At 71.7% G+C, this 25,728-nt stretch carries 24 protein-coding genes, 1 tRNA gene, 1 pseudogene and 1 riboswitch; of the genes and pseudogenes, 6 read left to right on the forward strand and 20 right to left on the reverse strand.

Annotated features, from left to right (window positions below; genetic code table 11):
* The first annotated feature begins 133 nt into the window (after nt 1–133).
* Nucleotides 134–943, forward strand: coding sequence for a hypothetical protein (locus tag ACIQFU_RS23775; protein ID WP_402554170.1), 810 nt, complete (start codon nt 134–136; stop codon nt 941–943).
* 24 nt (nt 944–967) lie between these two features.
* Here ACIQFU_RS23775 and ACIQFU_RS23780 read toward each other — a convergent pair whose 3' ends face one another.
* On the reverse strand, nt 968–1,279 hold the full coding sequence (locus ACIQFU_RS23780) for a hypothetical protein (protein WP_402554171.1): 312 nt from the start codon (nt 1,277–1,279) through the stop codon (nt 968–970).
* Between the two features lie 122 nt (nt 1,280–1,401).
* On the opposite strand from ACIQFU_RS23780, the pseudogene ACIQFU_RS23785 reads away from it, so the two are divergent.
* A pseudogene (locus tag ACIQFU_RS23785) lies at nt 1,402–1,503 on the forward strand (DUF4287 domain-containing protein); the annotation flags it as partial.
* A gap of 70 nt (nt 1,504–1,573) precedes the next feature.
* On the opposite strand, the gene ACIQFU_RS23790 reads toward ACIQFU_RS23785, so the two are convergent.
* From ACIQFU_RS23790 to ACIQFU_RS23840, 11 genes are all read right to left on the reverse strand, one after another.
* On the reverse strand, nt 1,574–2,497 hold the full coding sequence (locus tag ACIQFU_RS23790) for a Bax inhibitor-1/YccA family protein (protein WP_402554172.1): 924 nt from the start codon (nt 2,495–2,497) through the stop codon (nt 1,574–1,576).
* Between the two features lie 168 nt (nt 2,498–2,665).
* Nucleotides 2,666–3,850 carry a 4-hydroxybenzoate 3-monooxygenase gene (locus ACIQFU_RS23795; protein WP_402554173.1) on the reverse strand — a complete coding sequence of 395 codons (1,185 nt, stop codon included), beginning with the start codon at nt 3,848–3,850 and terminating at the stop codon, nt 2,666–2,668.
* Between the two features lie 179 nt (nt 3,851–4,029).
* Entirely contained in the window at nt 4,030–5,355 is a 1,326-nt protein-coding gene (locus tag ACIQFU_RS23800; protein WP_402554288.1) for an ammonium transporter, read from the reverse strand.
* Nucleotides 5,356–5,405: 50 nt separating this feature from the next.
* Nucleotides 5,406–6,347, reverse strand: a complete 942-nt coding sequence (locus ACIQFU_RS23805) for an urease accessory protein UreD (RefSeq protein WP_402554174.1) — start codon at nt 6,345–6,347, stop codon at nt 5,406–5,408.
* 1 nt (nt 6,348) lies between these two features.
* Nucleotides 6,349–6,969: an urease accessory protein UreG gene (gene ureG / locus ACIQFU_RS23810; protein ID WP_402554175.1), complete on the reverse strand. Its 621-nt coding sequence runs from the start codon at nt 6,967–6,969 to the stop codon at nt 6,349–6,351.
* A 62-nt stretch (nt 6,970–7,031) separates the two neighbouring features.
* Entirely contained in the window at nt 7,032–7,802 is a 771-nt protein-coding gene (locus ACIQFU_RS23815) for an urease accessory protein UreF (protein WP_402554176.1), read from the reverse strand.
* A 5-nt stretch (nt 7,803–7,807) separates the two neighbouring features.
* Nucleotides 7,808–9,532, reverse strand: a complete 1,725-nt coding sequence (gene ureC / locus ACIQFU_RS23820) for an urease subunit alpha (protein ID WP_402554177.1) — start codon at nt 9,530–9,532, stop codon at nt 7,808–7,810.
* A gap of 1 nt (nt 9,533) precedes the next feature.
* Nucleotides 9,534–9,980 (reverse strand): urease subunit beta, encoded by a 447-nt coding sequence (locus ACIQFU_RS23825; RefSeq protein WP_402554178.1) that lies wholly within the window; start codon nt 9,978–9,980, stop codon nt 9,534–9,536.
* Nucleotides 9,977–10,864: a sirohydrochlorin chelatase gene (locus ACIQFU_RS23830; protein WP_402554179.1), complete on the reverse strand. Its 888-nt coding sequence runs from the start codon at nt 10,862–10,864 to the stop codon at nt 9,977–9,979. The genes ACIQFU_RS23825 and ACIQFU_RS23830 overlap by 4 nt, the downstream gene beginning before the upstream one ends.
* A gap of 3 nt (nt 10,865–10,867) precedes the next feature.
* On the reverse strand, nt 10,868–11,173 hold the full coding sequence (locus ACIQFU_RS23835) for an urease subunit gamma (protein ID WP_402554180.1): 306 nt from the start codon (nt 11,171–11,173) through the stop codon (nt 10,868–10,870).
* A gap of 58 nt (nt 11,174–11,231) precedes the next feature.
* Nucleotides 11,232–12,224 carry an urea transporter gene (locus tag ACIQFU_RS23840; protein ID WP_402554181.1) on the reverse strand — a complete coding sequence of 331 codons (993 nt, stop codon included), beginning with the start codon at nt 12,222–12,224 and terminating at the stop codon, nt 11,232–11,234.
* Nucleotides 12,225–12,335: 111 nt separating this feature from the next.
* Here ACIQFU_RS23840 and ACIQFU_RS23845 point away from each other — a divergent pair, with 111 nt between their 5' ends.
* Complete coding sequence (locus ACIQFU_RS23845; RefSeq protein ID WP_402554182.1) at nt 12,336–12,845, forward strand: fluoride efflux transporter FluC; 510 nt, start codon at nt 12,336–12,338, stop codon at nt 12,843–12,845.
* The gene (locus ACIQFU_RS23850; RefSeq protein ID WP_402554183.1) at nt 12,845–13,219 is read left to right on the forward strand and encodes a fluoride efflux transporter FluC; all 375 of its coding nucleotides are present in this window, start codon (nt 12,845–12,847) and stop codon (nt 13,217–13,219) included. Before ACIQFU_RS23845 ends, ACIQFU_RS23850 begins: the two co-directional genes overlap by 1 nt.
* 517 nt (nt 13,220–13,736) lie before the next feature.
* Here the strand turns inward: ACIQFU_RS23850 and ACIQFU_RS23855 are convergent.
* Nucleotides 13,737–13,820, reverse strand: a tRNA-Leu gene (locus tag ACIQFU_RS23855).
* Nucleotides 13,821–14,229: 409 nt separating this feature from the next.
* Between ACIQFU_RS23855 and ACIQFU_RS23860 the strand changes: the two genes are divergently transcribed.
* Together ACIQFU_RS23860 and ACIQFU_RS23865 are read left to right on the forward strand one after the other, a co-directional pair.
* Nucleotides 14,230–15,000 carry an ABC transporter ATP-binding protein gene (locus tag ACIQFU_RS23860; RefSeq protein ID WP_402554184.1) on the forward strand — a complete coding sequence of 257 codons (771 nt, stop codon included), beginning with the start codon at nt 14,230–14,232 and terminating at the stop codon, nt 14,998–15,000.
* A 56-nt stretch (nt 15,001–15,056) separates the two neighbouring features.
* A complete protein-coding gene (locus ACIQFU_RS23865) occupies nt 15,057–17,588 on the forward strand; it encodes an ABC transporter permease (RefSeq protein ID WP_402554185.1) in 2,532 nt (843 codons plus the stop codon).
* Between the two features lie 71 nt (nt 17,589–17,659).
* Here ACIQFU_RS23865 and ACIQFU_RS23870 read toward each other — a convergent pair whose 3' ends face one another.
* The 7 genes from ACIQFU_RS23870 to rpfA form a co-directional block, all read right to left on the reverse strand.
* Nucleotides 17,660–18,976, reverse strand: a complete 1,317-nt coding sequence (locus ACIQFU_RS23870) for a class I SAM-dependent methyltransferase (RefSeq protein ID WP_402554186.1) — start codon at nt 18,974–18,976, stop codon at nt 17,660–17,662.
* 283 nt (nt 18,977–19,259) lie between these two features.
* Entirely contained in the window at nt 19,260–20,675 is a 1,416-nt protein-coding gene (locus ACIQFU_RS23875) for an NAD(P)/FAD-dependent oxidoreductase (RefSeq protein ID WP_402554187.1), read from the reverse strand.
* 443 nt (nt 20,676–21,118) lie between these two features.
* Nucleotides 21,119–22,060, reverse strand: a complete 942-nt coding sequence (locus tag ACIQFU_RS23880; protein ID WP_402554188.1) for an exopolyphosphatase — start codon at nt 22,058–22,060, stop codon at nt 21,119–21,121.
* Nucleotides 22,057–22,596: a DUF501 domain-containing protein gene (locus ACIQFU_RS23885; RefSeq protein WP_402554189.1), complete on the reverse strand. Its 540-nt coding sequence runs from the start codon at nt 22,594–22,596 to the stop codon at nt 22,057–22,059. The genes ACIQFU_RS23880 and ACIQFU_RS23885 overlap by 4 nt, the downstream gene beginning before the upstream one ends.
* Before the next feature lie 49 nt (nt 22,597–22,645).
* Nucleotides 22,646–23,128 carry a cell division protein DivIC gene (gene divIC, locus ACIQFU_RS23890; protein ID WP_402554190.1) on the reverse strand — a complete coding sequence of 161 codons (483 nt, stop codon included), beginning with the start codon at nt 23,126–23,128 and terminating at the stop codon, nt 22,646–22,648.
* A gap of 126 nt (nt 23,129–23,254) precedes the next feature.
* A complete protein-coding gene (gene eno, locus ACIQFU_RS23895) occupies nt 23,255–24,535 on the reverse strand; it encodes a phosphopyruvate hydratase (protein WP_402554191.1) in 1,281 nt (426 codons plus the stop codon).
* Nucleotides 24,536–24,765: 230 nt separating this feature from the next.
* The gene (gene rpfA, locus ACIQFU_RS23900) at nt 24,766–25,497 is read right to left on the reverse strand and encodes a resuscitation-promoting factor protein RpfA (protein ID WP_402554192.1); all 732 of its coding nucleotides are present in this window, start codon (nt 25,495–25,497) and stop codon (nt 24,766–24,768) included.
* Between the two features lie 3 nt (nt 25,498–25,500).
* A riboswitch (cyclic di-AMP (ydaO/yuaA leader) is annotated at nt 25,501–25,667 on the reverse strand.
* Nucleotides 25,668–25,728: the final 61 nt, after the last annotated feature.

A 25,728-nucleotide genomic window follows, 5' to 3' on the forward strand; every position in this document is an offset into this window, starting at 1 on the left:
AGACCAGCACCACCCCCATCTTCCGGGCCCAAAGTCCTGTCCGTTTCGTGACGTTACGCACTGACAGACGGTTAGTCCTCCCTTCAAGCTGATGTAGGAAGTCGGGGGTCGACTTTGAACCGGGAGTACGTCAGTGAGCGCCATGCCGATCGCCCTGCTGCTCACCACGGCCGCCGCCGGCGCCGTGGGCGTCGCCGTCCTGCGCAGCATCCTGGTGCTGCGCCGCCAGGTGACCGCCCTGCGCGCCGAGCTGGCCGAGAGCCGGGCCACCGCCGCGCGGGGCCGGGTGCCCGCCGCCCGCACCACCGCCGACGCCGAGGAGATACGCGCCGCCGTCGCCGAGGCGCTCGCCGAGGAGCGCGAGCGGGAACTCGCCGAGGCGCGCGCCTTCTGGGCCGCCCAGGAGACCCGGGACGCCTCCGACGCGCCCCTGCTGCTGGGCCTGTCCGACAGTGAGCTGTTCCTGCCCCGCCAGGCCGATCTCGTGGGCCTGGAGCCCGTGATCGAGCCGGTCGCGGACACCGACGAGCCGTCCTCACCGGACGCGGGCCACGCCGGCCCCAGGGAGTCCGCCGAGCTGGCCGCCGCCCGCCGCCGGCACCCCTCGCACCCCGACTTCGTGCCGAACCCGTCCCCGGCCGTCAACGACCACGACCGCACCGTGGCGACCCTGGAGGAGCTGGCCGAGTCGAGCGTCGCGCTGGCCGACGTCCGCCCGGGTCCGCTGGGCACCCTCGACGTGTACGTCTTCGCCGACGGCACCACCCTGTGCATGACCCCGGGCCACCGCGAGACCGCGGAGCGCCTGGCCGCCGCGCTGGGCGCGGGCCAGACGCCGTACCTCCTCGGCGGCTCCGGCATCTCCGGCGCCTACACGCTGACCTTCGCGTGCGGCGAGGAGAACGTCTACATCCTGGCGGACCGCGTCATCGCGTCCCTGTAGTCACGCCGCACCCGGCCGGCCGCCTCACACCCCGGCCCTCTTGCGGGCCTCCTCCACCAGCGCCGCCGCCTCTTCCACCTGGCCCTCGTCCTCCAGTACGAGGGCCAAGTCGTGTGCGGCGACGGCGATCTGGTCGGCGGCGGCGAACATGCCCGCGTCCGGCATCTCACGCAGCTCGGTCCCGGGTTCCTCCACCAGCTGGGCACGCCGGGCCAACTCCCTGGCCAGCTCCAGCGCCTCGGCGGCGGCGCCGCGCTGCAGCCTGCTCTGCGGGGCGGCCCGCAGCCGGTCGGCGAAGTCGTCCACGGCACGGGTCAAAGGCGTCGTATCAACCACGGCGTGAGCGTACGCGGCCGTCCGGGACTGTTGCCAACGGGCGAACGCTCAGGCACGGTGCCCCGAAGGACCGGCTCACATCCCCTTTCGCCCGGAGGCGCCGATGTCCCAAGTCTTCTCCGAAGGTCAGCTGGCTCCGCCACGAACACGACCTCGCATACGGTCACGCGAAGGCGATCGTCCACGAGTACGACCTGAGAAGGGCCGCACGCAAGCTGCTGTGAGCGGCGTCGGCCCCACGACGACGAAGGGCCCCGGGCACGAAGCCCGGGGCCCTTCGTCTGCGTGGTGCTGCTAGTCGCTGCTGTTGAGGATCGCGATGAGGCGCAGGAACTCCAGGTAGATCCAGACCAGCGTCAGGGTGAGGCCGAAGGCGGCGAACCAGGCCTCCTCGCGCGGGGCGCCGTAGGCGAGCCCGTCCTCGACCTGCTTGAAGTCGAGGGCGAGGAAGCAGGCGCCGAGGATGATGCCGATGACGCCGAAGACGACACCGAGCGCACCGCTGCGGAAGCCGAGGCCGTCGCCGCCGCCGAAGACGGCGAACAGCAGGTTCACCATCATCAGGAGGACGAAGCCGAGCGCGGCGGCCATCACGAAGCCGTAGAAGCGCCGGTTGACCCGGATCCAGCCCGCCTTGTAGGCGATCAGCACACCGGCGAAGACCGCCATCGTGCCGATCACGGCCTGCATGGCCGCGCCGTCCGCGATGCGGTTGTCGACGACGCTGGAGACGACGCCGAGGAAGACACCCTCGAACGCCGCGTACGACAGGATCAGCGCCGGCGTGGGCTTGCGCTTGAAGGACTGGACGAGCGCCAGGACCATGCCGATCAGCGCGGCACCGATGCCGATGCCGTACGAGCGGCCGATGTTGGCGTCGTCCACCGGCAGCAGCGCCCACGCGAGCGCGGCCGTCACCACGAGCACGCCGAGCGTGCTCGCCGTGCGGATGACGACGTCGTCCATCGTCATCCGGCCGGTGGTGGCGGGCGCCTGCGGCGGCACGCCGAACTGCTGGTCCGGCTGGGCGTACGGGTTCCCCGCGTACGGGTTGCCGGCGGACGGCTGGGCGTACGGGTTGCCCTGGGCACCCTGCGCGTACGGGTTGGCCTGCGTGGCGACGGCGGGTCCCCCGGCCTGCGGCGCGGCGTTGAAGCCCGCATAGCCGTTGTCGCGGCTGAACCCCCGACGCGAGAAGACCGGGTTTCTGCTCCTCATTTCACTCCTCCATGGCCACACGGCGCAGCCTTGGCTCAAGAGTAATAGAACGGCAAAGGAATGACCCTACTGCTTGGGAAGGATCTTTCCCTCGACTTGCGGCTCAACACGCTACGCCGATCAGTGATTCCCCTCACGACCGGGGTCGCCCGGGCCGCCGGGCACCGCTCATCCGATCGGGAACCCGGTGTAGGCCCCGGCGAGGTCGGTCTCGGCGGCGCGGGAGGAGGTGATCCGGTCCAGGCGGGCCAGCTGGAGCCGGTCCTCGAAGGGGGTGGCGCCGGGAGCGGCGTGCAGCATGGTCGTCATGTCGTACGAGAAGCGCTCGGCCTGCCAGACGCGGCGCAGACAGGTCGCGGAGTAGGCGTCGAGCAGCTCGTCGGAGCCGGTCGCGGTGCGGTGGGCCAGCGCCCGGGCGAGGGTGACCACGTCGCCGACGGCGAGGTTGAGGCCCTTGGCTCCGGTGGGCGGCACGATGTGCGCGGCGTCGCCGGCCAGGAAGAGGCGGCCGTGCCGCATGGGCTCGTGCACGTAGGAGCGCATCGGCGTGACGGACTTCTGCGTGACGGGGCCCCGCCGCAGGGTCCAGTCGTCGTCGGTCTCCAAGCGGCGCTCCAGCTCGTCCCAGATCTCCTCGTCGCTCCAGTCGCCGGCGTCCGTGTCCGCGGGGACCTGGAGGTAGAGGCGGGAGACGGACGGCGAGCGCATGGACAGCAGGGCGAAGCCCCGGTCGTGGCGGGCGTAGACCAGCTCGTCGTGCGAGGGGGCGACGTCGGCGAGGATGCCGAGCCAGCCGAAGGGGTACGTCCGCTCGAAGGTGCGCCCGTCGGGCACGGCCGCCCGGGCCACGCCCCAGAAGCCGTCGCAGCCGACGACGTAGTCGCACTCCAGTACGTCCTCGGCGCCGGCGCCCTCCGCGCCGCCGTGCCGGAAGCGGATGCGCGGCCGGTCGGTCCCGGCGCCCTCCACGGCCAGCGCCTCGGTCTCGAACAGCAGCGGGCCGCCGTCCTTGAGCTGGAGGGCGATGAGGTCCTTGCAGACCTCGGTCTGGGCGTAGACCATGACGGACCTGCCGCCGGTGAGCGCGGGGAAGTCGACGCGGTGACGGCGGCGGTCGAACCGCAGCTCGATACCGTCGTGGCGCAGACCCTCGCGGTCCATCCGCTCCCCGGCCCCGGCCTCGCGCAGCACGTCCACCGTGCCCTGCTCCAGGATCCCGGCGCGCTGCCTGTGCTCGACGTAGGCACGGTCGCGGCTCTCCAGGACGACCGAGTCGATCCCGGCGTTGTGCAGCAGCCGGGCGAGCAGGAGCCCGGCGGGGCCTGCCCCGATGATGCCGACGGTGGTGCGCATCGGTCGTTCCCTTCGATCGGCGTCGTTGCCATGGTCGAGTCAGCCGTTGTTCGCATGGTGAAATTTCCTTCACCATCGACTGCGCCGAGTCTCGGCTTCCCGCGCGCCACTGTCAACGGGCGAACCGGACATCCTCCCGGAGAGCGCCGCCCCGGTCCGCCCGGCCCCTCCCGGGCGCCTCAGCCGTCCCGGTTCTCCCGCAGCAGTCGCTGGATCTCGGCCAGCGTCTCCCGGTCGGTGCCCCGGCCGGCGCCCGCGAGGGCGTCCAGGCGCTCGGCGGTGCGGAAGTCGTAGGCGCGCTCCTCGTCCTGCCCCGGTACGGCGGCGTACGTCTCCTTCTGGGCGAAGCCGACGACGACGTCCACGGCCTTGGCGAGGATCCAGGTCAGGACGAAGGAGAAGGCGGCCACGGCGAGGACGGCGACGATCTGCTTCCAGAGCAGCGAGCCGCCGCCCCCGTAGAAGACGCCTTCCTTGCCGCTGACCGCGGAGGTGGCGAAGAAGCCGACCATGAGCAGTCCGACCAGGCCGCCCGCGCCGTGCACGCCGACCACGTCCAGGGTGTCGTCGACGTTCAGCCGGTACTTGAGGGTGACGGCGAACGCGCAGACAAGGCCCGCGACGAGTCCGGTCACCAGCGCGCCGCCGGGGTCGATCTCCCCGCAGGCGGGGGTGATGGCCACCATGCCGGCCACGGCCGACGAGCCCACGCCCATCATGGTGACCCGCCGCAGACGCCAGTACTCCACCAGCGGCCAGGTCACCATCGCGCCGGCCGCGCCCAGCTGGGTGTTGATGAAGGCCGTGGCGGCGGTACCGGTGTCGCGGACGGCCGACCCCGCGTTGAAGGCCAGCCAGCCGAACCAGAGCAGCGCGACGCCGATCATGACCAGGGGGATGTTGTTGGGCGTCGGCTCCCTGCGCCGGAAGTCCGCCGGGCCCCTGATGACCAGCGCGGCGGCCAGCCCCGCGATGCCGGAGTTCAGCTCCACCGGCAGGCCCCCGGCGAAGTCCAGCGCGCCCAGGTGCTTGGTGATCCAGCCGTGCTCCAGGTCGAAGACCCAGTGCGCGACCGGCACGTACACGATCAGCAGCCACAGCACGGAGAAGACCAGCCAGCCCCGCATCGTGGCCCGCCCGGCGATCGAGCCGCTGATCAGCGCCACCGTGACGATGGCGAAGCCCATCTGGAAGGTGGCGTACACATACGTCGGGATGGACCCGGTCAGGGTGTTCGGCTCGATGCCGCGCAGGAACACGTGGTCGAGGTTGCCGATGAGGCCGACCCCGCCCACGTCCGGACCGAAGGCGAGCGAGTATCCGATGACGAACCAGAGGATGGTGACGAAGCACAGCGAGGCGAAGCTCATCTTGAGCATGACCAGGATGTGCTTGGTGCGGACCATGCCGCCGTAGAAGAAGGCCAGGGCGGGGGTCATCAGCAGCACCATGGCCGCCGCGGCCAGCATCCAGGCGGTGTCGCCGGAGTCGTAGGCGGGCGGCATGGGAGCGGGCGCGGTGATCACTGCGTGGTCTCCTGGGGGGCGGGGGGCGACTACGGTTTACGCAGGTCGGGTGCGGGGTGGCCGGTGAGCAGGCGGCGTACGGCGTCCCACGCGGCCCGGACGGCCCCGGTGACCCGGGGCTCCTCGTGGCCGAGGATCCGCACCCACGCCCCGCAGTCGTCCGGGAGCACACTCGCTCCGTGCAGGACCTCACGCCCCTCCAGGGCCGCGTGCAGGGCGTCGGCGATCTCGGCCGCGGGGCGCCGGCCGCTCACCACGAACAGGGAGGCGACGTGGTCGTGCCCGGCGAAGACGCCCGGGCCGTCCACCCCGCCCGGCCGCTGCGGGGTGAGCCGCAGCGTGTCCACCGCCAGCAGGGTGCCGTCGGGCCGGCGGATCTCCAGGTCGCCGGTGAGGACGGTGTACGCGTGCCGTTCGCCGCGGGCGAGCCGGCCGGCCGTGACGGCCTCCGCGTAGACGACCGTGGCGTCCTCGTCGACGGTGAGCACCACGTCCTGGTGGAAGCGCGCCCCCCGGAAGGGGATGAGCGGATCGGGCAGGTACTCGACGTAGGCGCCCTCGTCCGCGCTCAGCCGCACGAGCTGGGTCGCGTAGTCCTGCTCCATCCGGTAGACCTTCGTGGCCGCCTGCGTGGTGAACAGCGCCTGGGTGCCCGGGCCGCACCGGAGGTCCTGGCGGTAGCGGTCGGCCTGGGCGACGCCGCCGCCCGTGGCCATCACGTAGGTGCACGCCATGCCGGGCAGTGCCGGGTCCACGTAGAGCGGGCGCATGATCTCCAGCGGCGTCTTCTGGTACCGCTCGACGAGTTCGGTGCGCTCGCCCCGGCGGACGAAGCCGAGGTCGAGGATGCCGACCTTGGCCGGCGAGCCCGGGCCCAGGGTCTCCGGCGCGGCGGAGAGCGCCGACAGCTCCGGGGGGAGCCGGCTCGGCTCGTAGTGCTCCGGCGCGAGCCGGTCGCGGACGGCCGGCATGTCAGGCCAGGACCTCGCGCCGGGACTCGAGGAAGGCGAGGACCTCGTCGACGCCCTTCCCGGTGAGGCAGTCGGTGAGCACCACCGGTCCCTCGCCGCGCACCGTGTGGGCGTCGGACTCCATGACGCCGAGGTCGGTCCGCACGTACCGGGCGATGTCGATCTTGTTGATGACGAGCAGGTCGGAGTCGGTGATGCCCGGTCCCCGCTTGCGCGGCATCTTCTCGCCCTCGGCGGTGTCCAGGACGAAGACGAACACGTCGACCAGGGCCGGGCTGAAGGTGAGCGTCAGGTTGTCGCCGCCGCTCTCGAAGAGCAGGACGTCGACGTCGGGGAAGCGTTCCAGCATCTCCGCGCCCGCCGCCAGGTTCATCGTGGGGTCGTCGCGGACGGCGGTGTGCGGGCAGGCGCCCGTCTCGACGCCCACCACCCGGTCGCCCTCCAGCACCCCGTCGAGGGTGCGGCGGATGTGCTGGGCGTCCTCCTGGGTGTAGATGTCGTTGGTGATCACGGCGGGCCGGTGGCCCCGTTCGATCAGAATCGGCACGAGGGCCTCGATGAGGGCGGTCTTGCCCGATCCGACGGGTCCGCCGATTCCCACACGCAGCACGTTGTCCCGCACTTGCCTTCCTCTTCTCCTGGTCGTGCCCGCCGGCCCTCGCGGCCGGCGGGCGGGTCGGGTGGTCAGCTCGCGAACAGCCGTGCCGGGGCCCGCTCGTGACGGGCCGACATGACGTCCACCGCGTACGTGGTCGCACCGAGGTCGTCGATCCCGCGGTCCACCGCGGCCCGGGTGGTCTCCTCGATCACCGGGGCGGCCTGCCGCAGCAGGCTCTGGGCCAGCCGGTGGTCGGTCAGCCGCAGCCGCAGCGCCGCCCCGGCGAAGCTGGCGCAGAACGCGAACAGGTCGGCGGCGACGGCCTGCCGGACGGACACCCCGGTCGCCGCGTACACGACGCCCGCGGCGACGGCCTGGGTGCCCGGCGCCCGGCGCTCCGTCACCACGCGGTGGTAGTGGGCGACGCCGGGCGCGCCGAAGACCTCGGCCGCGAGGTCCAGCAGCTGACGTCCGGTCCGCGTCGCCGCCTGCCGCATCTCGCGGCCCAGCTTCGTGGCGTACAGGCGGCGGTCCGTCGCGGCCACCGCCTCCCAGTCGCCGGCCGCGGCGGCACGGTGGGCCAGGGCGAGCGCGGTGGCGTCGGCCGGGCCGACGCCGTGCCTGAGCACGTCGTGCAGCAGCGCGGCCAGGTTGTCGCGGTCGACCGCCCCCTGCTGCGCGAAGCCCTCCAGGCCGTGGGACAGGGTGTAGAAGCCGCTGGGAAACGCCGAATCGGTCAGTTGCAGGCCGACGAGGAGGTGGTCCAGGTCGGGGCCGGGATCCGCCGCCGCGTCCGCGCCGCCCGTCCCGTCGTCCTCGGCCGCCTCGGCCGTCATGGTGCTCTCGTCGCGGTACATCGGGCTCAGGCGAGGAAGAAGAGCTGGTTGAGGGGGAGTTTCCGGGCCGGTTCGATGGTCGCGACCTCGCCGTCCACCGTGACCTTGTACGTCTCCGGGTCCACCTCGATGTCGGGCAGCACGTCGTTGCGGACCATGTTGTGCTTGCCGATCGTGCGGGTCTTGAGCACCGGCAGGACCCTGCGCCGGAGGCCGAGCCTCTCCGGCACCCCGGCCGCGATGCCGGCCTGGGACATGAAGGTGACGTGCGTCGACTGCAGGGCGCGCCCGAACTGGCCGAAGGACGGCCGGTAGTACACGGGCTGGGGGGTGGGCAGTGAGGCGTTCGGGTCGCCCATCTGCGCCCAGGAGACGATGCCGCCCTTGATGACCATCTTGGGCTTGGCGCCGAAGGAGTGCATGGGCCACAGCACGATGTCCGCGAGCTTGCCCGCCTCCAGCGTCCCCACGTAGTCGGCCACCCCGCTGGCGATGGCCGGGTTGACGGTGGCCTTGGCGAGGTAGCGCAGCACGCGCTGGTTGTCGTTGCGCGCGGAGTCCTCGGGCAGCGGGCCGAAGGCCTCCTTGCACACGTGCGCGATCTGGAAGGCGCGGGTGACGGACTCGCCGACGCGGCCCATGGCCTGCGAGTCGGACGAGATCATGCTGATGATGCCCCGGTCGTGCAGGACCGTCTCGGCCGCGATGGTCTCCGCCCGCACCCGGCTGTCGGCGAACGCCACGTCCTCGGGGATGTCGTGGCTGAGGTGGTGGCACACCATCACCATGTCCAGCAGCTCGTCCACGGAGTTCTTGGTGTACGGCAGCGTCGGGTTGGTCGACGACGGCAGGATGTTGGGCTCGCCGGTGACCCGCAGGATGTCGGGGGCGTGGCCGCCGCCGGCGCCCTCGCTGTGGAAGGTGTGGATCGTCCGTCCGTCGATCGCGGACCGGGTGTCCTCGAAGAAGCCGCCCTCGTTGAGGGTGTCGGTGTGGATGGCGACCTGGACGTCGTGCCGGTCGGCGACGGCCAGCGCGTTGTCGATGACGGCGGGGGTCGAGCCCCAGTCCTCGTGGACCTTGAGCGCGGCTGCGCCCGCCTCGATCTGCTCGTCCAGCGCCGCGGGGAGGCTGCCGTTGCCCTTGCCCATGATCCCGATGTTGACCGGCAGGTCCTCGGCCGCCTCCAGCATGCGGGCGATGTTGTAGGGGCCGGGGGTGCAGGTGGTGCCGTTGGTCCCGTCCGTCGGCCCGGTGCCGCCGCCGAAGAGGGTGGTGATGCCGTTGCTGAGCGCCTGTTCGCACTGCTGGGGCGAGATGAAGTGCACGTGCGAGTCCAGCGCCCCGGCGGTGGCGATCAGGTGCTCGCCGGCGATGACCTCGGTGCCGGTGCCGACCACGAGCCGCGGGTCGACGGCGTCCTGGGTCTGCGGGTTGCCGGACTTGCCGATCCCCGCGATGAACCCGTCCTTGACGCCGATGTCGCACTTGACCACGCCGATCACGGGGTCCATGACCACCACGTTGGTGATGACCAGGTCCAGGGCGCCCTGCGCGGCGGTGGCCTGCGGGTCCGAGGCCATGCCGTCGCGCATGGTCTTGCCGCCGCCGTAGACCACCTCGTCGCCGTACGACCCCTCGCGGACGTCCTTCTCGACCTCCACCACGAGGTTGGTGTCGGCCAGCCGGAACCGGTCGCCCACCGTGGGGCCGAACAGGTCGGCGTACTGCTTGCGGGTCAGGGTCGGCATGTCAGTTGGATCCCTTCTTCTTGGACTTCTTGGCGCCGCCCTTTTCCGGCTCCGCCTTCTGCGGGCCGCCGGTGCCGCCCGTCCCCCGGAATCCGCGCTGGAGTGCCCGGCTCACGGCCTCGACCCTGGCGGGGTGCGACTTGACGCTGCCGTTGAGGAGGCCGCTGAAGCCGGTGAGGCGGCCGGTGCCGGCGTAGGCGCACAGCTCGACCTCGCGAGTGCCGCCGGGCTCGAAACGGACGGATGTGCCTGCGGCGATGTTGAGGTGCATGCCGAGCGTGGCGTCGCGGTCGAACTCGAGGGCGGAGTTCGCCTCGAAGAAGTGGTAGTCCGAACCGACCTGGACGGCCCGGTCGCCGGTGTTGCGGACCGTCACCTTGAGGCTCCGCCGGCCGGCGTTGATCTCGATCGGGCCGTCGCCGTACTGGTATCGGGGAGGGAGTTTCATCGAAGGCTCCTGCTGGATGGGAGGGCGTGGGGGTCGGATGAGGCCGCCGGGGCCGGGGCGGCGGGTGCGCAGGCCGGAGCACCGACCGCCTGGCGGGCGGAGCCGCCGTCCCCGGCACGGTGGTGGGCATGCCCGTCCGGACCGTGGCCGTGCTCGTGACCGTCCGGACCGTGGCTGTGGGAGTGCCCGTGGCCGTGGGTCGCGGTGAGGGCGCGGGGCAGGCCGTCGTCGCCGTGCCGGTCTCTCCGGTGCCAGGCGTCGCGGACGCGCGCGTCGAGGACGCCCGCCGTCGCGGACGCCGTCAGGAGCGGCCCGCCGCTCTCGCAGTGCGCGGGGCCGGGCACGCGGGGCGTCACCCAGGCGGCGGCGAGCAGCACGACACGCTCCGCGCCCAGGGCCCGGCAGCGCCGTACGCCCTCGGCCGGGTCCGGGTCGCCGCCGACGAGGGCCACCTCGACCGTGCGGTGCCGGCCGTACTGCCGCACCAGGCGCGCGATGCGGAACAGGTCCGCGTCGGCGAACGGGTCGCCGGAGGGCGCGGTGACCAGCAGCGCCCGGTCCCGCGGCGCCCGCGTGGCCGCCGCCCTGAGCCAGCCGACCAGGTGCTCCGCGGTCCCGAACGGCTCGGCCAGCACGGTCCCGGCGCGCTCCTCGGGGGTCAGGCCCAGCAGGGTGCGGGCGGTGTCGGCGACCAGTTCAGGGTCGCGGCCCAGCGTCATCGGCACCACGCAGACGTCCTCGCCGCGGGAGCGCGCCGCGCGGACGCGGCGGAACAGCTCACGCCCGCCGGACACGCAGGGGACGCGGGGACCCACGAGGTCCCGCAGGGCGTGGCCGCCGTCGCTCTCGTGGCCGCAGACGGCGACCACCGTGCCGGCGCGCACGGGTCAGCCGCCGACCGGGTCGTGGCAGGAGACGAGCTTGTTGCCGTCGTCGAAGGTGGCCTCGACCTGGAGCAGCGGCAGCATCTCCCGCACGCCCGGCATCGTCTGCTGCTCGCCGACCACCTGCCGGCCCAGTTCCATGCAGTCGGCGACGGTCCTGCCGTCCCGGGCGGCTTCCAGGATGGCCTCGGTGATGAGCGCCACCGACTCGCTGTAGTTGAGCTTCAGGCCGCGCTCCCGGCGTTTGCGGGCCAGGTCGGCCACGACGTACACCAGCAGCTTGTCGATCTCGCGGGGGGCCAGGTTCATGGGACTGCCTTCCTCCGTGACGCGGGGTGCGTGACGCGGTCGTGGGCGGGCCGGGTGGTCAGGAGTCGTCGGCGCGCAGGGTGATGCGGGACAGGACGGGCACGGCCGCCAGCAGGGCCCAGGTGGCGATGTTGAACGGCCAGGTGAAGGTGTGGCTGCCGAAGGATTCGAAGAGCACCGACAGGGAGGCCGTCAGGGCGGTGGTGGCGGCGGCGGCCAGCACCGTGTAGGCGAGGTTCCAGCCGGTGGGGCGCAGCAGGACGACGCCGAACGCGAGGCTCGTCAGGATCGCGTTGTAGCCGTAGATCCCCTCGCCGATCAGCGCGGCCGGGGCGCCGAGCGCCCACGCGGTGAGGATCCCGACGACGCTGCCCAGCACGGCGTACAGCCCCACCTTCCACCCGGCCAGGAAGAGGCCGGCCAGCATGATCAGGCCGACGTACCAGGTCTCGACGAAGAAGATCTGGGAGACGTTGGAGAAGAAGCCCTGCCACAGGTCCGTCCAGCTGACGTAGGGGCTCCTGGGGGTGGCCGGGGTGACGGCGGACTCGGGTGTCCCGTGCCAGACCCGCTCGAAGGAGGGGGCGCCGAGCACCATCACCAGGGAGACCAGGCAGAACGGCCCGGTGAACGCCCTGAGGCCGAAGGGGCGCAGCAGGGTGCCGAGGGCCGCGGTGACCAGCGTGCACATCACGGCCGCGCACACGGCCATGACGTAGGTCGAGGGGTGGTGGCCGAGATACACCACCATGGCGATGCCGCCCAGCACACCGCAGTAGGTCATCAGCCCCTGGGTCACGGAGTCGTGCGAGACCGCCAGCAGCCGCGCCGTCAGCGTGGAGACCACCGCTCCGATCGTGGCGAACAGACCGATCTCCCAGCCCGCAACCCAGAGGGCGACGAGGATGACGAGCGAACACCACACGCTGGGCTGGAAGTCCACCTGTCCCACGCCGCGCAGCGCTCCGAGGGCGGTCCCCTTCCACGGGTGCGCGGCCGTCCGCGGCGGTGGCGGCGCCCCGGGGCCGTGTTCGGACGACTGCGAGGCCACGCGTGCTCCTTAGTGCGGGACTTGAGGGCCCCCGACGGTCCGTCGAGAGGCGGGGAAGCCGTCGTCCGTGCACGCGCGGCCGCATGATCGATCGCCAGCTAGTGTGACGATATGCACCTTATTGGCGATACGCACCTTCATCCGCACCCGGACGCCACGGCCGGCTCACGGCTGCCCGTGGTCGCGGCGGTGGCGGCCGGCGGTGCGGCCGGCGCACTCCTGCGCTACGTAGCCTCCCGCCTGTGGCGCAACGGCAGCGACGCGGCGCTGCTGTGGCGGACGGGTGAGGCCGCCTTCCCGGTGACGAGCTTGCTGATCAACGTGGTGGGCTGCTTCCTGATGGGCGTGCTGACCGTCGCGCTCAAGGAACGGTTCACCGGCGCCCCGCGCCTGCTGAACCCCTTCCTCGGCACCGGTGTCCTCGGCGGCTTCACCACTTTCTCGTCCTACACCGACGACACCCGCCGGCTGTTCGAGAACGACCAGCCGGGCTACGCCGTGGCCAACCTCCTGCTGACCGTGGCGGGGGCCCTGTTGGCGGTGGTCCTGGGCGTGGTCGTGGCACGCCTGCTCCTGGGGCGGCCCCGGGGCGCGCGGACCGGACGGGGCGGTGGTTCGTGATGGGTGAGTGGGTGCTGGTCCTGGCGGGTGGAGCGGTCGGCGCCCCCGCCCGCTATCTGATCGGTACGGCGACGCGGGAGCACCTGCGGTCCTCCTTCCACTGGGGCACGTTCCTCGCCAACATGGCCGCGGCCCTGCTGCTGGGCTTCCTCGTCCGGGCGGGCACCGAGGGAGCGCTCGACGAGTCCGGCCAGGCCCTGTTGTCCACCGGTTTCTGCGGTGCGCTGTCCACCTGGTCGACGTTCTCCAACGAGGTCCACTCCATGGCGAGCGCCCGGCGCACGGCCGGGGCCGCCGGCTACGTGTTCGTGACGGTCGCCCTCGGTCTCGGGCTGTCGTTCGCGGGCATGGCGGTCGCACAGACCCTGTGGTGACGGCGGCCGACCCCGGCCGGCGCGCCGGTGGCGGGCGGGAGGCTCCGGGACCGGGACCGGGACCGGGGCCGGGGCCGGGACCGGGGCCGGTGGCGGGACCGGGCCGGAGCCGGGACCGGGTCGGAGCCGGGAACGGGGCCGGTGGCGGGGCGTCGGAAGCGCGGGGCCGGTCCCTCCGCCGTCGGGCGGGACGCCTACGCGGCCGTGCACCGTGCGTGGCGGCGCTGAACGACGCCCGTGAAGGGCACGTCGAGAAGAGCGCACCCGAGTCCGCGCCACCCCGGCGGATGACGCTGTACGCCCTGATGACCTGGGTCGAGGCCCTGTTCGACACGGTGCAGGCAGAACGAGGCACTGATTGGTGCGGCCCACGCCGGCCGGCCCGGCCCACCCGCCCTCCGGCGGAGGGACCGCCCCGGGGCGCCGGAGTCCGCACACCCTCCCGGGCTCCACCGGAGACTGGTCGATCCGGCCCACGCCGCACCGGCGGGCCGCAAGTGGACGAAAGCAGGGAAAGTGCCCGGAGCCGGACTTGAACCGGCACGCCCTCGAAGGGGCAGCGAGGTTTAAGCTCGCCGTGTCTGCATTCCACCATCCGGGCAGGCCATGGGCTCCGCGTCGCGTGCCTTGAGCCTATCGGGACGCACCTCCCGGCCTCGGGCGGGACGGCCGATGTTGTCTTATTTTATTGGCGCCTGAGGGAGCATCAGTTACCAGGGCAGGCCGACAGCACATGCCAACAGCCTTGCGTGCGACCGTCCGCGCTGTATGCGGAATGACGGGATTTCACCGCCTCGACAAGGGCGCCCGCCCCGTTCTCGCCCGCCCCGCCGTCGGGGTCGCCCGTCATCCGCAGGTATGACACCGGCCCGGCCCGTCCGACCGAAGTCGCCCCCCTGAACCGGAACAGCGGCTGACTACAGGGCGCCGTACGGCCGGGACGATGGATGACATCACCGAGCACACACCGTGCCGGCCGCACGCACCGTACCGACAGGAGCGCCCTTCCCGTGACCACCGCACCCATCGCCGACCGGTCCACCGTCGTGGCCGCGCGCGCCACGGAGCTTTCCAAGATCTACGGCCAGGGCGAGACCCAGGTGGTCGCCCTGGACCGGGTCTCCATCGACTTCCGGCAGGCCGAGCTCACCGCGATCATGGGGCCCTCCGGCTCCGGCAAGTCCACGCTGATGCACTGCGTCGCGGGCCTGGACACCTTCTCGTCCGGTTCGGTGCGCATCGGCGAGACCGAGCTGGGCTCACTCAAGGACAAGCAGCTCACCAAGTTGCGCCGGGACAAGATCGGCTTCATCTTCCAGGCGTTCAACCTGCTGCCGACGCTGACCGCGATGGAGAACATCACCCTTCCGATGGACATCGCGGGCCGCAAGCCGGACAAGCAGTGGCTGGACTCCGTGATCCAGATGGTCGGGCTGTCCGGGCGGCTCGGGCACCGGCCCTCCCAGCTCTCCGGCGGTCAGCAGCAGCGGGTCGCCGTGGCGCGGGCGCTGGCCTCCCGGCCGGAGATCATCTTCGGGGACGAGCCGACCGGAAACCTCGACTCCCGCTCCGGCGCCGAGGTGCTGGGCTTCCTGCGCAACTCGGTGCGGGAGCTGGGCCAGACCGTGGTGATGGTGACCCACGACCCGGTGGCCGCCGCCTACGCGGACCGGGTGGTCTTCCTCGCGGACGGACGCATCGTCGACGAGCTGTACGGACCGACGGCCGACTCGGTGCTCGACCGCATGAAGCGGTTCGACGCCAAGGGCCGCACCAGCTGACACCCGCCGTCCCCCCGCTCGCCGCTCCCCGTACCGTCTGGACAGAGAAGACCCCCATGTTCCGTACCGCCTTGCGCAACGTCTTCGCGCACAAGGCCAGGCTGTTGATGACCGTGCTCGCCGTGATGCTCGGCGTGGCGTTCGTGTCGGGCACCCTGGTCTTCGCCGACACCCTCTCCAACGCCTTCCGCAACCAGTCGGCGAAGAGCTACGACGACGTCGCCGTCGCCGTCACCTCGCACGCCGACCCGGACAACCCCAAGGAGGAGCCCGGCCTCTCCGGCAAGGTCCTCGACCGGATCTCCGCCGTGGACGGCGTCGCCGGGGTGTACGGCCGCGTCGAGGGCTTCGCCGGTGTCGCCGACCCCGACGGGAAGCTCATCGGCGTCGGCTGGTCCAACAAGGGCTCCAACTTCGCGCCCGGCAAGGACGGCGAGGACACCGCGTACACGTTCACCGACGGCACCGGCCCGGTGAAGGACGACCAGATCGCCCTGGACGAGGAGTCGGCCGGCAAGGGCGAGTACGAGGTCGGCGACCGGGTGCGCGTCGCGACCAACGGCCCGGTGAAGGAGTACACCCTCAGCGGTGTGTTCACCACCGAGGACGGCGCCGTCAACGCGGGCGGCAGCCTCGTCCTCTTCGACACCGCCGTCGCCCAGAAGCAGTACCTCCGGCCCGGCTACTTCGAGAGCGCCACCGTCGCCGCCGCCCCCGGCGCCGACGACGCCCGCATCCTCGATGCGGTCGGGCCGCTCCTGCCGGACACCGCCGAGGCCCAGACCGGGCAAGCGCTCGCCGACGAGCAGGCCGATCAGATCGAACAGGGCCTGGGCAACCTCAAGCAGGTGCTGCTCGGCTTCGCGGGCATCGCGCTCTTCGTCGGCATCTTCCTGATCTCCAACACCTTCACGATGCTGGTCGCGCAGCGCACCAAGGAGATCGCCCTGATGCGCGCCGTCGGCGCGTCCCGCAGGCAGATCACCCGCTCGGTGCTCGCCGAGGCCGCGCTGGTGGGCCTGGTGGCCTCGGCCGTCGGCTTCGCCCTCGGCGTCGGTCTGGCCGTCGCGCTGCGCTCCGGCATGGCCGCGTTCGACATGAAGATGCCGGCCGGCCCGCTGGTCCTGTCCGCCACGCCGGTCATCGCGGCGTTCGCGGTGGGCGTGCTGATCACGGTGTTCGCCGCCTGGCTGCCCGGCCGCCGGGCCGCGAAGATTCCGCCGGTGGCGGCCATGAACAGCGTCCACGCGGTGGCCACCACCAAGTCGCTGGTGGTGCGCAACTCCATCGGCGCGGCCGTCACCGCCCTCGGTGCGGCGGGGATCGTGGCGGGCGCCTCGGCCGGCGGCGACGACGGCCGGCTGTACATCGGCGCCGGCGCGTTCTTCGCGCTGATCGGCGTGATCGTCCTGATCCCGCTGCTGTCCCGGCCCGTGATCGCGCTCGTCCGTCCGCTGCTCGTCGGCCCCTTCGGCGTGGCGGGCAAGCTCGCCGGCCAGAACGCGGTCCGCAACCCGCGCCGCACCGGCGCCACCGCCTCGGCGCTGGCGATCGGACTGACGCTGGTGACCGGCCTGTCGGTGCTCGGCGTCACGGTCGGCGCGGCCATCGACAAGATGACCACGGACAACATCAGGGCCGACTACATGGTCACGATGGCCAACGGAGGCGACCTCGACCGGTCCGCGCTGACGGCCCTGGAGAAGGCCGACGGCGTGTCCGCGGTGTCGCCGCAGCAGGACGCCTACTTCCGGGTCGACGGCGACTACGTGTCGGCCTCCGCCGTCACCCCGGGGGACATCGAGAAGGTCCTGACCGTCGACGTCGTCAGCGGCGACGCGGGTTCGCTGGCCCGGGGACGGATCGCGGTCGCCGAGAAGACGGCCGAGAACAGGGGCTGGAAGCCCGGCGACACCGTCCCCGTCACCTTCGACGACGACGAGAAGGCCACGCTGACGGTCGGCGCCGTCTACAAGGACAGCGAGTTCCTCTCCCCCGTCCTCGTCGACCGCGAGGTCGTGGACCGGCACGAGGCGAAGCCGTCCATCCGGCAGATCTTCGTGAAGACCGAGGGCGGCCAGACCGCGGCGAACGAGAAGGTCCTCGTCGACGCGCTCGGCGACAACCCCGCGATCACCGTGATGGACCGGCAGGACATCCGCGACGAGTTCGGCGGCGCCATCAGCACCCTGCTGAACGTCATGTACGGCCTGCTGGCGATGGCCCTGATCATCGCGGTGCTCGGCGTCGTCAACACCCTCGCGATGTCCGTCTTCGAACGGCAGCAGGAGATCGGCATGCTGCGCGCGATCGGTCTGGACCGGCGCCGGGTGAAGCGGATGGTGCGGCTGGAGGCCGTCGTCATCTCGGTGTTCGGCGCGGTGGTCGGCATCGGTCTCGGCACGTTCCTCGGCTGGGCGATCGGCGAGACCGTCGCGGACAGCATCCCGGGGTACGCGCTGGTCCTGCCCTGGGACCGGATCGGGATCTTCGTGGTGCTGGCCGGCCTGGTGGGCGTCCTGGCCGCGCTGTGGCCGGCCCGCAACGCCGCCCGGCTGAACATGCTGAACGCGATCAAGGCCGAGTGACCCCGCCACGACGCGGAACACCGAGGGCCGGGCTCCCCGCACGGGGGCCCGGCCCTCGGGTCGTGCGCGGATCAGGCGCGGCCCGGCGCGCCCCACACGCGGGCCCGCAGCGGCATCCCGGAGGCTCCCGAGTCGGGCGTCTTCACGGCGAGTACCTGGTTGACACCGATGCGGTTGCGCTCGAAGGAGAGCGCCGAGGCGGCCATGTACAGCTGCCAGACCCGGGCGCGGCCGGGGCTGACGAGCCGGGTGGCACTCGCCCAGCCGGACTCCAGGTTGGCGACCCAGCGGCGCAGGGTGAGCGCGTAGTGCTCGCGGATCGACTCCACGTCGCGGACCTCGAACCCGGCGCGCTCCAGCTGGGTGACGGTGGTGCCGACCGGGGCCAGTTCGCCGTCGGGGAAGACGTAGGCGTCGATGAACTCGTCGACGTGGTACGCGGTCTCGTCCCGCTGGGGGCGGCGGGCGATCTGGTGGTTCAGCAGCCGTCCGCCGGGCCGCAGCAGCTTGTGCAGGTCGGTGGCGTACTCCAGGTAGCGCTCGGCGCCGACGTGTTCGGCCATGCCGATGGAGGAGATGGCGTCGTAGGGCCCGTCGGCGACGTCCCGGTAGTCCTGGACCCGGATCTCCACCCGGTCGGTGAGCCCTTCGTCGGCGACGCGCTTGCGGGCGTACGCGGCCTGCTCCTGGGAGAGGGTGACACCGACGACGCTCACGCCGTGCTCGCGGGCCGCGTGGATCGCCATGGAGCCCCAGCCGCAGCCGACGTCGAGGAGGCGCTGACCGGCACTCAGGCCCAGCTTGCGGCTGACCAGTTCGAGCTTGTCGCGCTGGGCGTCCTCCAGGGTGCCGCCGTCGGCGGGCGGGGCGGGCCAGTAGGCGCAGGAGTACACCATGGAGGGGCCGAGGACGATCTCGTAGAAGTCGTTGCCGACGTCGTAGTGGTGGCTGATGGCCCGCTTGTCGGTGCGCTTGGTGTGCAGGTGGCCGCGGGCCCGGCGGATCTCCTCCGGCGGCGGCGCCGGGGGCAGCGGCGTCCCGGCGAGCTTCACCAGCCCGCGTACGGCGGCCCGGGCCTCCGGGTCGCGCAGCGCCTCGCCCAGGCCGCGGGCGTCCTCGCCCCGCTCCCAGATCAGGCCGGCCATCAGACCGAGGGCGGTGTAGAGGTCGCCTTCGATGCCGAGGTCGCCGGCCACCCAGGCGCGGGCCAGGCCCAGTTCACCGGGTTTGAACAGCAGACGCCGCAGTGCCCTGCGGTTGCGGACGACGAGGGTCGGTGCGCCCGGCGGGCCCGCCTGCGAACCGTCCCAGGCGCGGATGCGCACCGGGAGTGGTGCTCCCAGCAACTGTTCGAAGAGGTTCTGGAGCCGCAGCGCGGCGTCAGCCATGGCGTACCTCCGTGACGAGCGATCCCGGAATGTCCAACACCACGTAAACACCTGGGAGCCCGCCGTACAGTCCCCGGCGCGCGTTACGACTCGGCAAAATAGCTGTACACACCAACGGACTTGTCGCCCCAACGGCGCAGCGCGAGCGCGGCGGGGTGCGCACGGACGCGGCGCGGGGTCGCGGCACGGGGTCGCGGCACGGGCACAGCGCGAAGGGACCGCCCGCACCACGGATGGCGGACGGCCCCTTCGAGGGACTGCTACTGCTCGGGGCAGCCGGAGGTCAGGAGGCCTTGGCCTCGGTCTTCTCCTGCTTGCCGGCCTTCTCGCCCTGGTCGGCGGCCTTCGCCGCGGCGGGCTTCGGAGCCGGCTTGGCGGCCTCGTAGAACTCCTCGCGCGGCGTCTCCATCGCGCCGAGGGAGACGACCTCGCGCTTGAGGAACATGCCGAGCGTCCAGTCCGCGAAGACGCGGATCTTGCGGTTGAAGGTCGGCATCGCGAGGCCGTGGTAGCCGCGGTGCATGTACCAGGCGAGCCGGCCCTTGAGCTTGATCTTCATCTTGCCCATGACGATCATCGCGACGCCCTTGTGCAGGCCGAGGCCCGCCACCGCGCCCTTGTTGGCGTGGCTGTACTCCTTCTGCGGGAAGCCCCGCATGCCGGAGATCACGTTGTCGCCGAGGACCTTGGCCTGGCGCAGCGCGTGCTGGGCGTTGGGCGGGCACCAGGCGTTCTCGTTGCCCGCCTTGCGGCCGACCAGGTCCGGCACCTGGGCGTTGTCGCCCGCGGCCCAGATGTAGTCGGTGCCCTGGACCTGGAGGGTCGGCGCGCAGTCGACGTGACCGCGCGGGCCCAGCGGCAGGCCGAAGCGGGCCAGTGCCGGGTTGGGCTTGACGCCGGCCGTCCACACGATCGTGTTGGAGTCGACCTCCAGCCCGTTCTTCAGCACCACGTGGCCGTCGACGCAGGAGTCCATGGAGGTGGACAGGTAGACCTCGACGCCGCGGCCCTCGAGGTGCTCCTTGCCGTACTGGCCGAGCTTGGGGCCGACCTCGGGGAGGATCTTGTCGGCGGCGTCCACGAGGACGAAGCGCATGTCCTCGCGGGAGACGTTGTTGTAGTACTTGGCCGCGTCCCGGGCCATGTCCTCGACCTCACCGATGGTCTCCGCGCCGGCGAAGCCGCCGCCGACGAAGACGAAGGTGAGCGCCTTGCGGCGGATCTCCTCGTCGGTGGTGGAGTCGGCCTTGTCGAGCTGCTCCAGGACGTGGTTGCGCAGGCCGATGGACTCCTCGATGCCCTTCATGCCGATGCCCTGCTCGGCGAGGCCGGGGATCGGGAAGGTGCGGGAGACCGCGCCCATCGCGATGACCAGGTAGTCGAAGGGCAGCTCGTACGCCTCGCCGACCAGCGGGGCGACGGTGGCGACCTTGCGCTCCTGGTCGATGGTGGTGACCCGGCCGGTGAGGACCTCCGCCTTCGGAAGCACGCGCCGCAGGGGGACGACGACGTGCCGCGGGGAGATGCTGCCGGCGGCGGCTTCGGGGAGGAAGGGCTGGTAGGTCATGTACGACCGCGGGTCGACGACGGTGACGGTCGCCTCGCCGTAACGCATCTTCTTCTGGATGCGTCGAGCTGCGTACAGGCCTACGTACCCACCGCCTACTACGAGGATCCTGGGACGCTCCGTGGTGCTCATGCCATCGAGTATCCACCCGACCGAGGGGGGTGGTTCGTGCGCCCCTTCACAAGGTTCGGTGGAGGCTGTGCTACCATCCGCCGCCGAAGTGACGGAGATCATGGCGGGCGAAGGAACCAGCGTGTAGGGCGTCCCGTTGTCAATGCCGCGTGAGCTGCACCTCCGCACCGCCGAGGCGGTGGGCCGGCCGCCCGCGAGGCTTCTGCGGGACCTCCTCGCGACACCGTCCTGAACACGTTCAAAGGGCAGTTGAAACCCCAAAAGGGTCAACGAGCGCGCTTCCGTCGTCCGACGGGACCCAATTCCTTGTGAAGAACTTCACGAACTTTCCCGACGGGACGTCACCGAGGGGCCCCGAAAGACCCCCCGATGCCCGCTCAATCGATGTCCGTCCTGCTCAGACCGCTACCGCACGGCCGCGGCGAGCGCCCCAGAAAGGGGCCCTACGCCACCGACCACGCGATGCCGTCGAGGATGTCGTGCTCACTCACGACGACCTCCTCCGCGCCCGTCCGCTCCATGATCGTCAGGAGCACCAGGGCCCCGGCCGCGATCACGTCGACCCGGCCCGGGTGCATGGAGGGGACCGCCGCGCGCTCGGCGTGGGTGGAGCGCAGCAGCCAGTCGGTGATCTCCCGGACCCGGTCGCGGGAGACGCGGGAGTGGTGGATGGCGGCCGAGTCGTACTCCGGCAGCTCCTGCGCGATCGCGGACACCGTCGTCACGGACCCGGCGAGACCCACCAGCGTGCGCGCCTCGCGCAGCGGCACCGTCTCCTCGGCGAGGTCGAGGGCGGCCACGATGTCGGCCCGCATCGCCGCGACCTGCGCCCCGGTGGGCGGGTCGGTGACCGCGCCGTCGTGCACCAGGTGCCGCTCGGTCATCCGGACGCAGCCAACGTCCACGGAACGGGCGGCGCGCACGTGGTCGTCGCCGACGACGAACTCGGTGGAGCCGCCGCCGATGTCGACGACCAGGTAGGGCTTGTCGAGGTCCGTGCGGCCGGTCAGCTCCTTCGTCGCGCCGGTGAAGGAGAACTCGGCCTCCTGGCCGCCCGAGATGACCTCCGGCTCCACGCCCAGGATGTCCAGCACCCCGCGCACGAAGTCCTCCCGGTTCTCCGCGTCGCGGGAGGCCGAGGTGGCCACGAAGCGCAGCCGCTCGGCGCCGTGCGCCTTGACGACCTCGGCGTACTCCCGGCAGGCGGCGAAGGTCCGCTCCAGCGCCTCGGGTGCCAGCCGCCCGGTGCGGTCGACGCCCTGGCCCAGCCGCACGATGGTCATGCGCCGGTCCAGGTCCGTCAGCTCGCCCGTGGCCGGGGCGGCGTCGGCGACCAGCAGCCGGATGGAGTTGGTACCGCAGTCGACGGCGGCGACCCGGGTCACTGGGCGTCCTCCCCGTGGGTCTCGGAGACGCTCACGCACGGCCCCTTGCGCCACCACTCGGGCAGCATCGCGATCGCCTCGTCGCCCAGCGGGTTGACGCCGGGACCGGCCGCCAGCGAGTGGGCGACCAGCACGTGCAGGCACTTCACGCGGTCCGGCATGCCGCCCGCGCTCGGGAAGCCGGTCAGCTCCTCGATCTCGTCACGGCGCCGGATGTAGTCCTCGTGCGCGGCGCGGTAGGCGGCGGCCAGCTCGGGGTCGGTGGCGAGACGCTCGGTCATCTCCTTCATCACGCCGTTCGCCTCCAGCGTGCCGATGGCGGAGGCCGCCTTCGGGCACGTCAGGTAGTACAGCGTGGGGAAGGGCGTGCCGTCGGGCAGGCGCGGGGCCGTCTCCACGACGTCCGGCTGTCCGCACGGGCAGCGGTGCGCGATGGCGCGCAGGCCGCGCGGGGGGCGTCCGAGCTGCTGCTTGAAGGCCGCCACGTCCGCGTCGGTCGGCTCGGTGCGCGGGGTGGTCGGCGGGGGAGTCTGCATGACTGTCTTCTGCTGGTCTTCCTGTTGAGTCACTGCCGGCGCGGTCGGTTCACCGCAGGCGGGCGGCGGCGTCGGCCTTGTCGACCCCGTCCCACACGTTCCGGTACCAGGGTCGGTCGGCGGCGCCGGCCTCGGCGCGGGTCTGCTCGGCCGCGTCCGGGTCGACGACGACGAAGCCCGTCTCCCCCGGCATCACGTAGTGCAGCCGCAGCCGGACCTGCTGCTCGGCGTAGGCGTCGTCCTGCCAGCGCGCCTTGAGGTCCCGCAGGTCCTCGACCCGCTGCCGGGTCTCCCGCTGCTCCTGCCTCAGACCGGCGATCTCGGCGCGCTGGGCGACGTACTGCCGTATCGGGTAGGCGAGGGCCACGACGAGCGAGCAGAGCACCATCGCGAGCAGCGCGGCCCGGCCGGTCAGCCGGGAGCGCCGCGCCTGGCGCTTGGTCTGCGAGCGGTAGACCCGGGCCGCGGTCTGCTCCCCGATGATCCGGATCCTGGTCGCGGTGGAGAAACGGTCCCGGTCCTTCACCGCCATGTCGCCCCGCCTCAGCCTTCGTGTGCGTCGTCCGTCATACGTGCGTACGTCCCCGCACACGGTACGGGACCGAGTACGGGGACGTACGTACGACGCTGCCTCTTACGAGGGCCTACGGCGTGGTGCTCAGCCCTTGAAGCGGGGGAACGCGCTGCGGCCGGCGTACACCGCGGCGTCGTCGAGGATCTCCTCGATGCGCAGCAGCTGGTTGTACTTGGCGACGCGCTCGGAGCGGGCCGGGGCGCCGGTCTTGATCTGGCCGCAGTTGGTGGCGACGGCGAGGTCGGCGATGGTGACGTCCTCGGTCTCGCCGGAACGGTGGGACATCATGCACTTGAAGCCGTTGCGCTGGGCCAGCTCGACGGCGTCCAGGGTCTCGGTCAGCGAACCGATCTGGTTGACCTTGACCAGCAGGGCGTTGGCCGAGTTCTCCTCGATGCCGCGGGCCAGGCGCTCGGGGTTGGTGACGAACAGGTCGTCGCCGACGAGCTGCACCTTCTCGCCGAGCTGGGCGGTGATGGTGTTCCAGCCGTCCCAGTCGTCCTCGAACAGCGGGTCCTCGATGGAGACCAGCGGGTACGCCTCGACCAGCTCGGCGTAGTACTCGGTCATCTCGGCGGCGGTGCGGTTCTTGCCCTCGAAGGCGTAGGAGCCGTCCTTGTAGAACTCGGACGCGGCGACGTCGAGCGCGAGGGCGATCTGCTCGCCGGGGGTGTAGCCGGCCTCCTTGATCGCCTCCAGGATGAGGTCGAGGGCCTCGCGGTTGGAGCCGAGGTTCGGGGCGAAGCCGCCCTCGTCGCCGAGGCCGGTGGCCAGACCCTTGTTCTTCAGGACCTTCTTGAGGGTGTGGTAGACCTCGGCGCCCCAGCGCAGGGCCTCGGAGAAGGACTCCGCGCCGATCGGGGCGATCATGAACTCCTGGATGTCCACGTTGGAGTCGGCGTGCGAGCCGCCGTTCAGGATGTTCATCATCGGCACCGGCAGCAGGTGCGCGTTCGGACCGCCCAGGTAGCGGAAGAGCGGCAGGTCGCTGGCCTCGGAGGCGGCGTGGGCGACGGCGAGGGAGACGCCGAGGATGGCGTTGGCGCCGAGCGAGCCCTTGTTGTCGGTGGCGTCCAGGTCGAACATGGCCTGGTCGATCAGACGCTGCTCGGTGGCGTCGTAGCCGACGAGCTCCGGGCCGATCTGCTCGATGACGGCCAGCACGGCCTTCTCGACGCCCTTGCCGAGGTAACGGCTCTGGTCGCCGTCACGGAGTTCGATGGCCTCGAAGGCACCGGTGGAGGCGCCGGACGGAACGGCGGCACGCCCCGTGCTGCCGTCGTCGAGGCCGACCTCGACCTCGACCGTGGGGTTGCCTCGGGAGTCCAGGATTTCCCGGGCTACGACGACGTCGATGGACGGCACGAGCATCTCCTTCTTCAATGTGACGCTTCGGTGTGACGCGCGGGTCCCGCAGGACCGCGGCGGCTCTGCGGGACCGAGCCTAACCGGCTCCGGGCGATCGGCCAGCCGATCGCCCACCCGCTGGACAGAACCGAGAGTAAATTGTTTCCGAACGGAACAAAGGCGGAACATGAAAAGTCCCGCCCCGGTGCGTACGGGGGAACACGCACCGGGGCGGGAGCCGCCGCCGCTTACTTCAGGTGCAGCTGCTGGCCCGGGTAGATCAGGTCGGCGTCGTCGACGATGTCGCCGTTCAGCTTGAACAGCTTCGCCCAGCCGCCCTTGACGTCGTGCTCCTCGGCGATCGAGCTGAGGGTGTCGCCCTTGACGACCTTGTACTCGCCGTCGCCCTTCTCGACCTTCTTGCCGGTCGGGGTGGTGACGGTCTTCTTCTTCTCGGCGGGCTTCTCGGCCTTCGGCTCGGCGGCCGGACGCTCGGAGGAGCGGGAGGCCTTCTGCTCGGTGGAGCGCTCGGCGGTGGAGCCGCTGCTCTGGCTCTGCGAGCTCTCGGAGCTGCCGGAACCGCTGCCCGAGCCGCCACCGGTGTACGCGGCGCCCGACAGGCCGGTGCCGCAGACCGGCCAGGCACCCTTGCCCTGGCCGGCGAGCACCTTCTCGGCGACCTGTATCTGCTGGTCCTTGCTCGCCTGGTCGGCGCTGGAGGCGTACTGCGTACCGCCGTAGGCGGCCCAGGTGGAGGCGGAGAACTGCAGACCGCCGTAGTAACCGTTGCCGGTGTTGATGGACCAGTTGCCGCCGGACTCGCACTGGGCGACGGCGTCCCACTCGGACGCGGTGGCGGCGGAGGCGTTGCCGGCCGCCATCAGCGGGGCGGCGACGGCGGCACCGGTGACGCCGGCGACGGCGATGACACGGGTGGCCTTGGACGGACGACGGTGCTTGCCCTTGCCGGAAAACAGCATGGTTGATCCCCTCACCGACGCCTGCGAGGTGAGCTGTCGGGTTCGGGCCGGTTGAGTTGCCCGGCCGGGTTCCTCGCGGAACTCGGCTTCACCCCTAGCCGCTCCGGCTCAACTGCCCGGTGCGGCACTTACCTTGGGTCCCCCGCTCCTGCCTGCGGCGCTTGACGCGACGACTGTTCCCGTACGGCCGCTGGCAGGATTCGGCGTTGCGGCTGTCGGGGCCCGCGATGG

This window comes from Streptomyces sp. NPDC093065 (assembly GCF_044754585.1).
Taxonomy (GTDB): Bacteria; Actinomycetota; Actinomycetes; order Streptomycetales; family Streptomycetaceae; genus Streptomyces.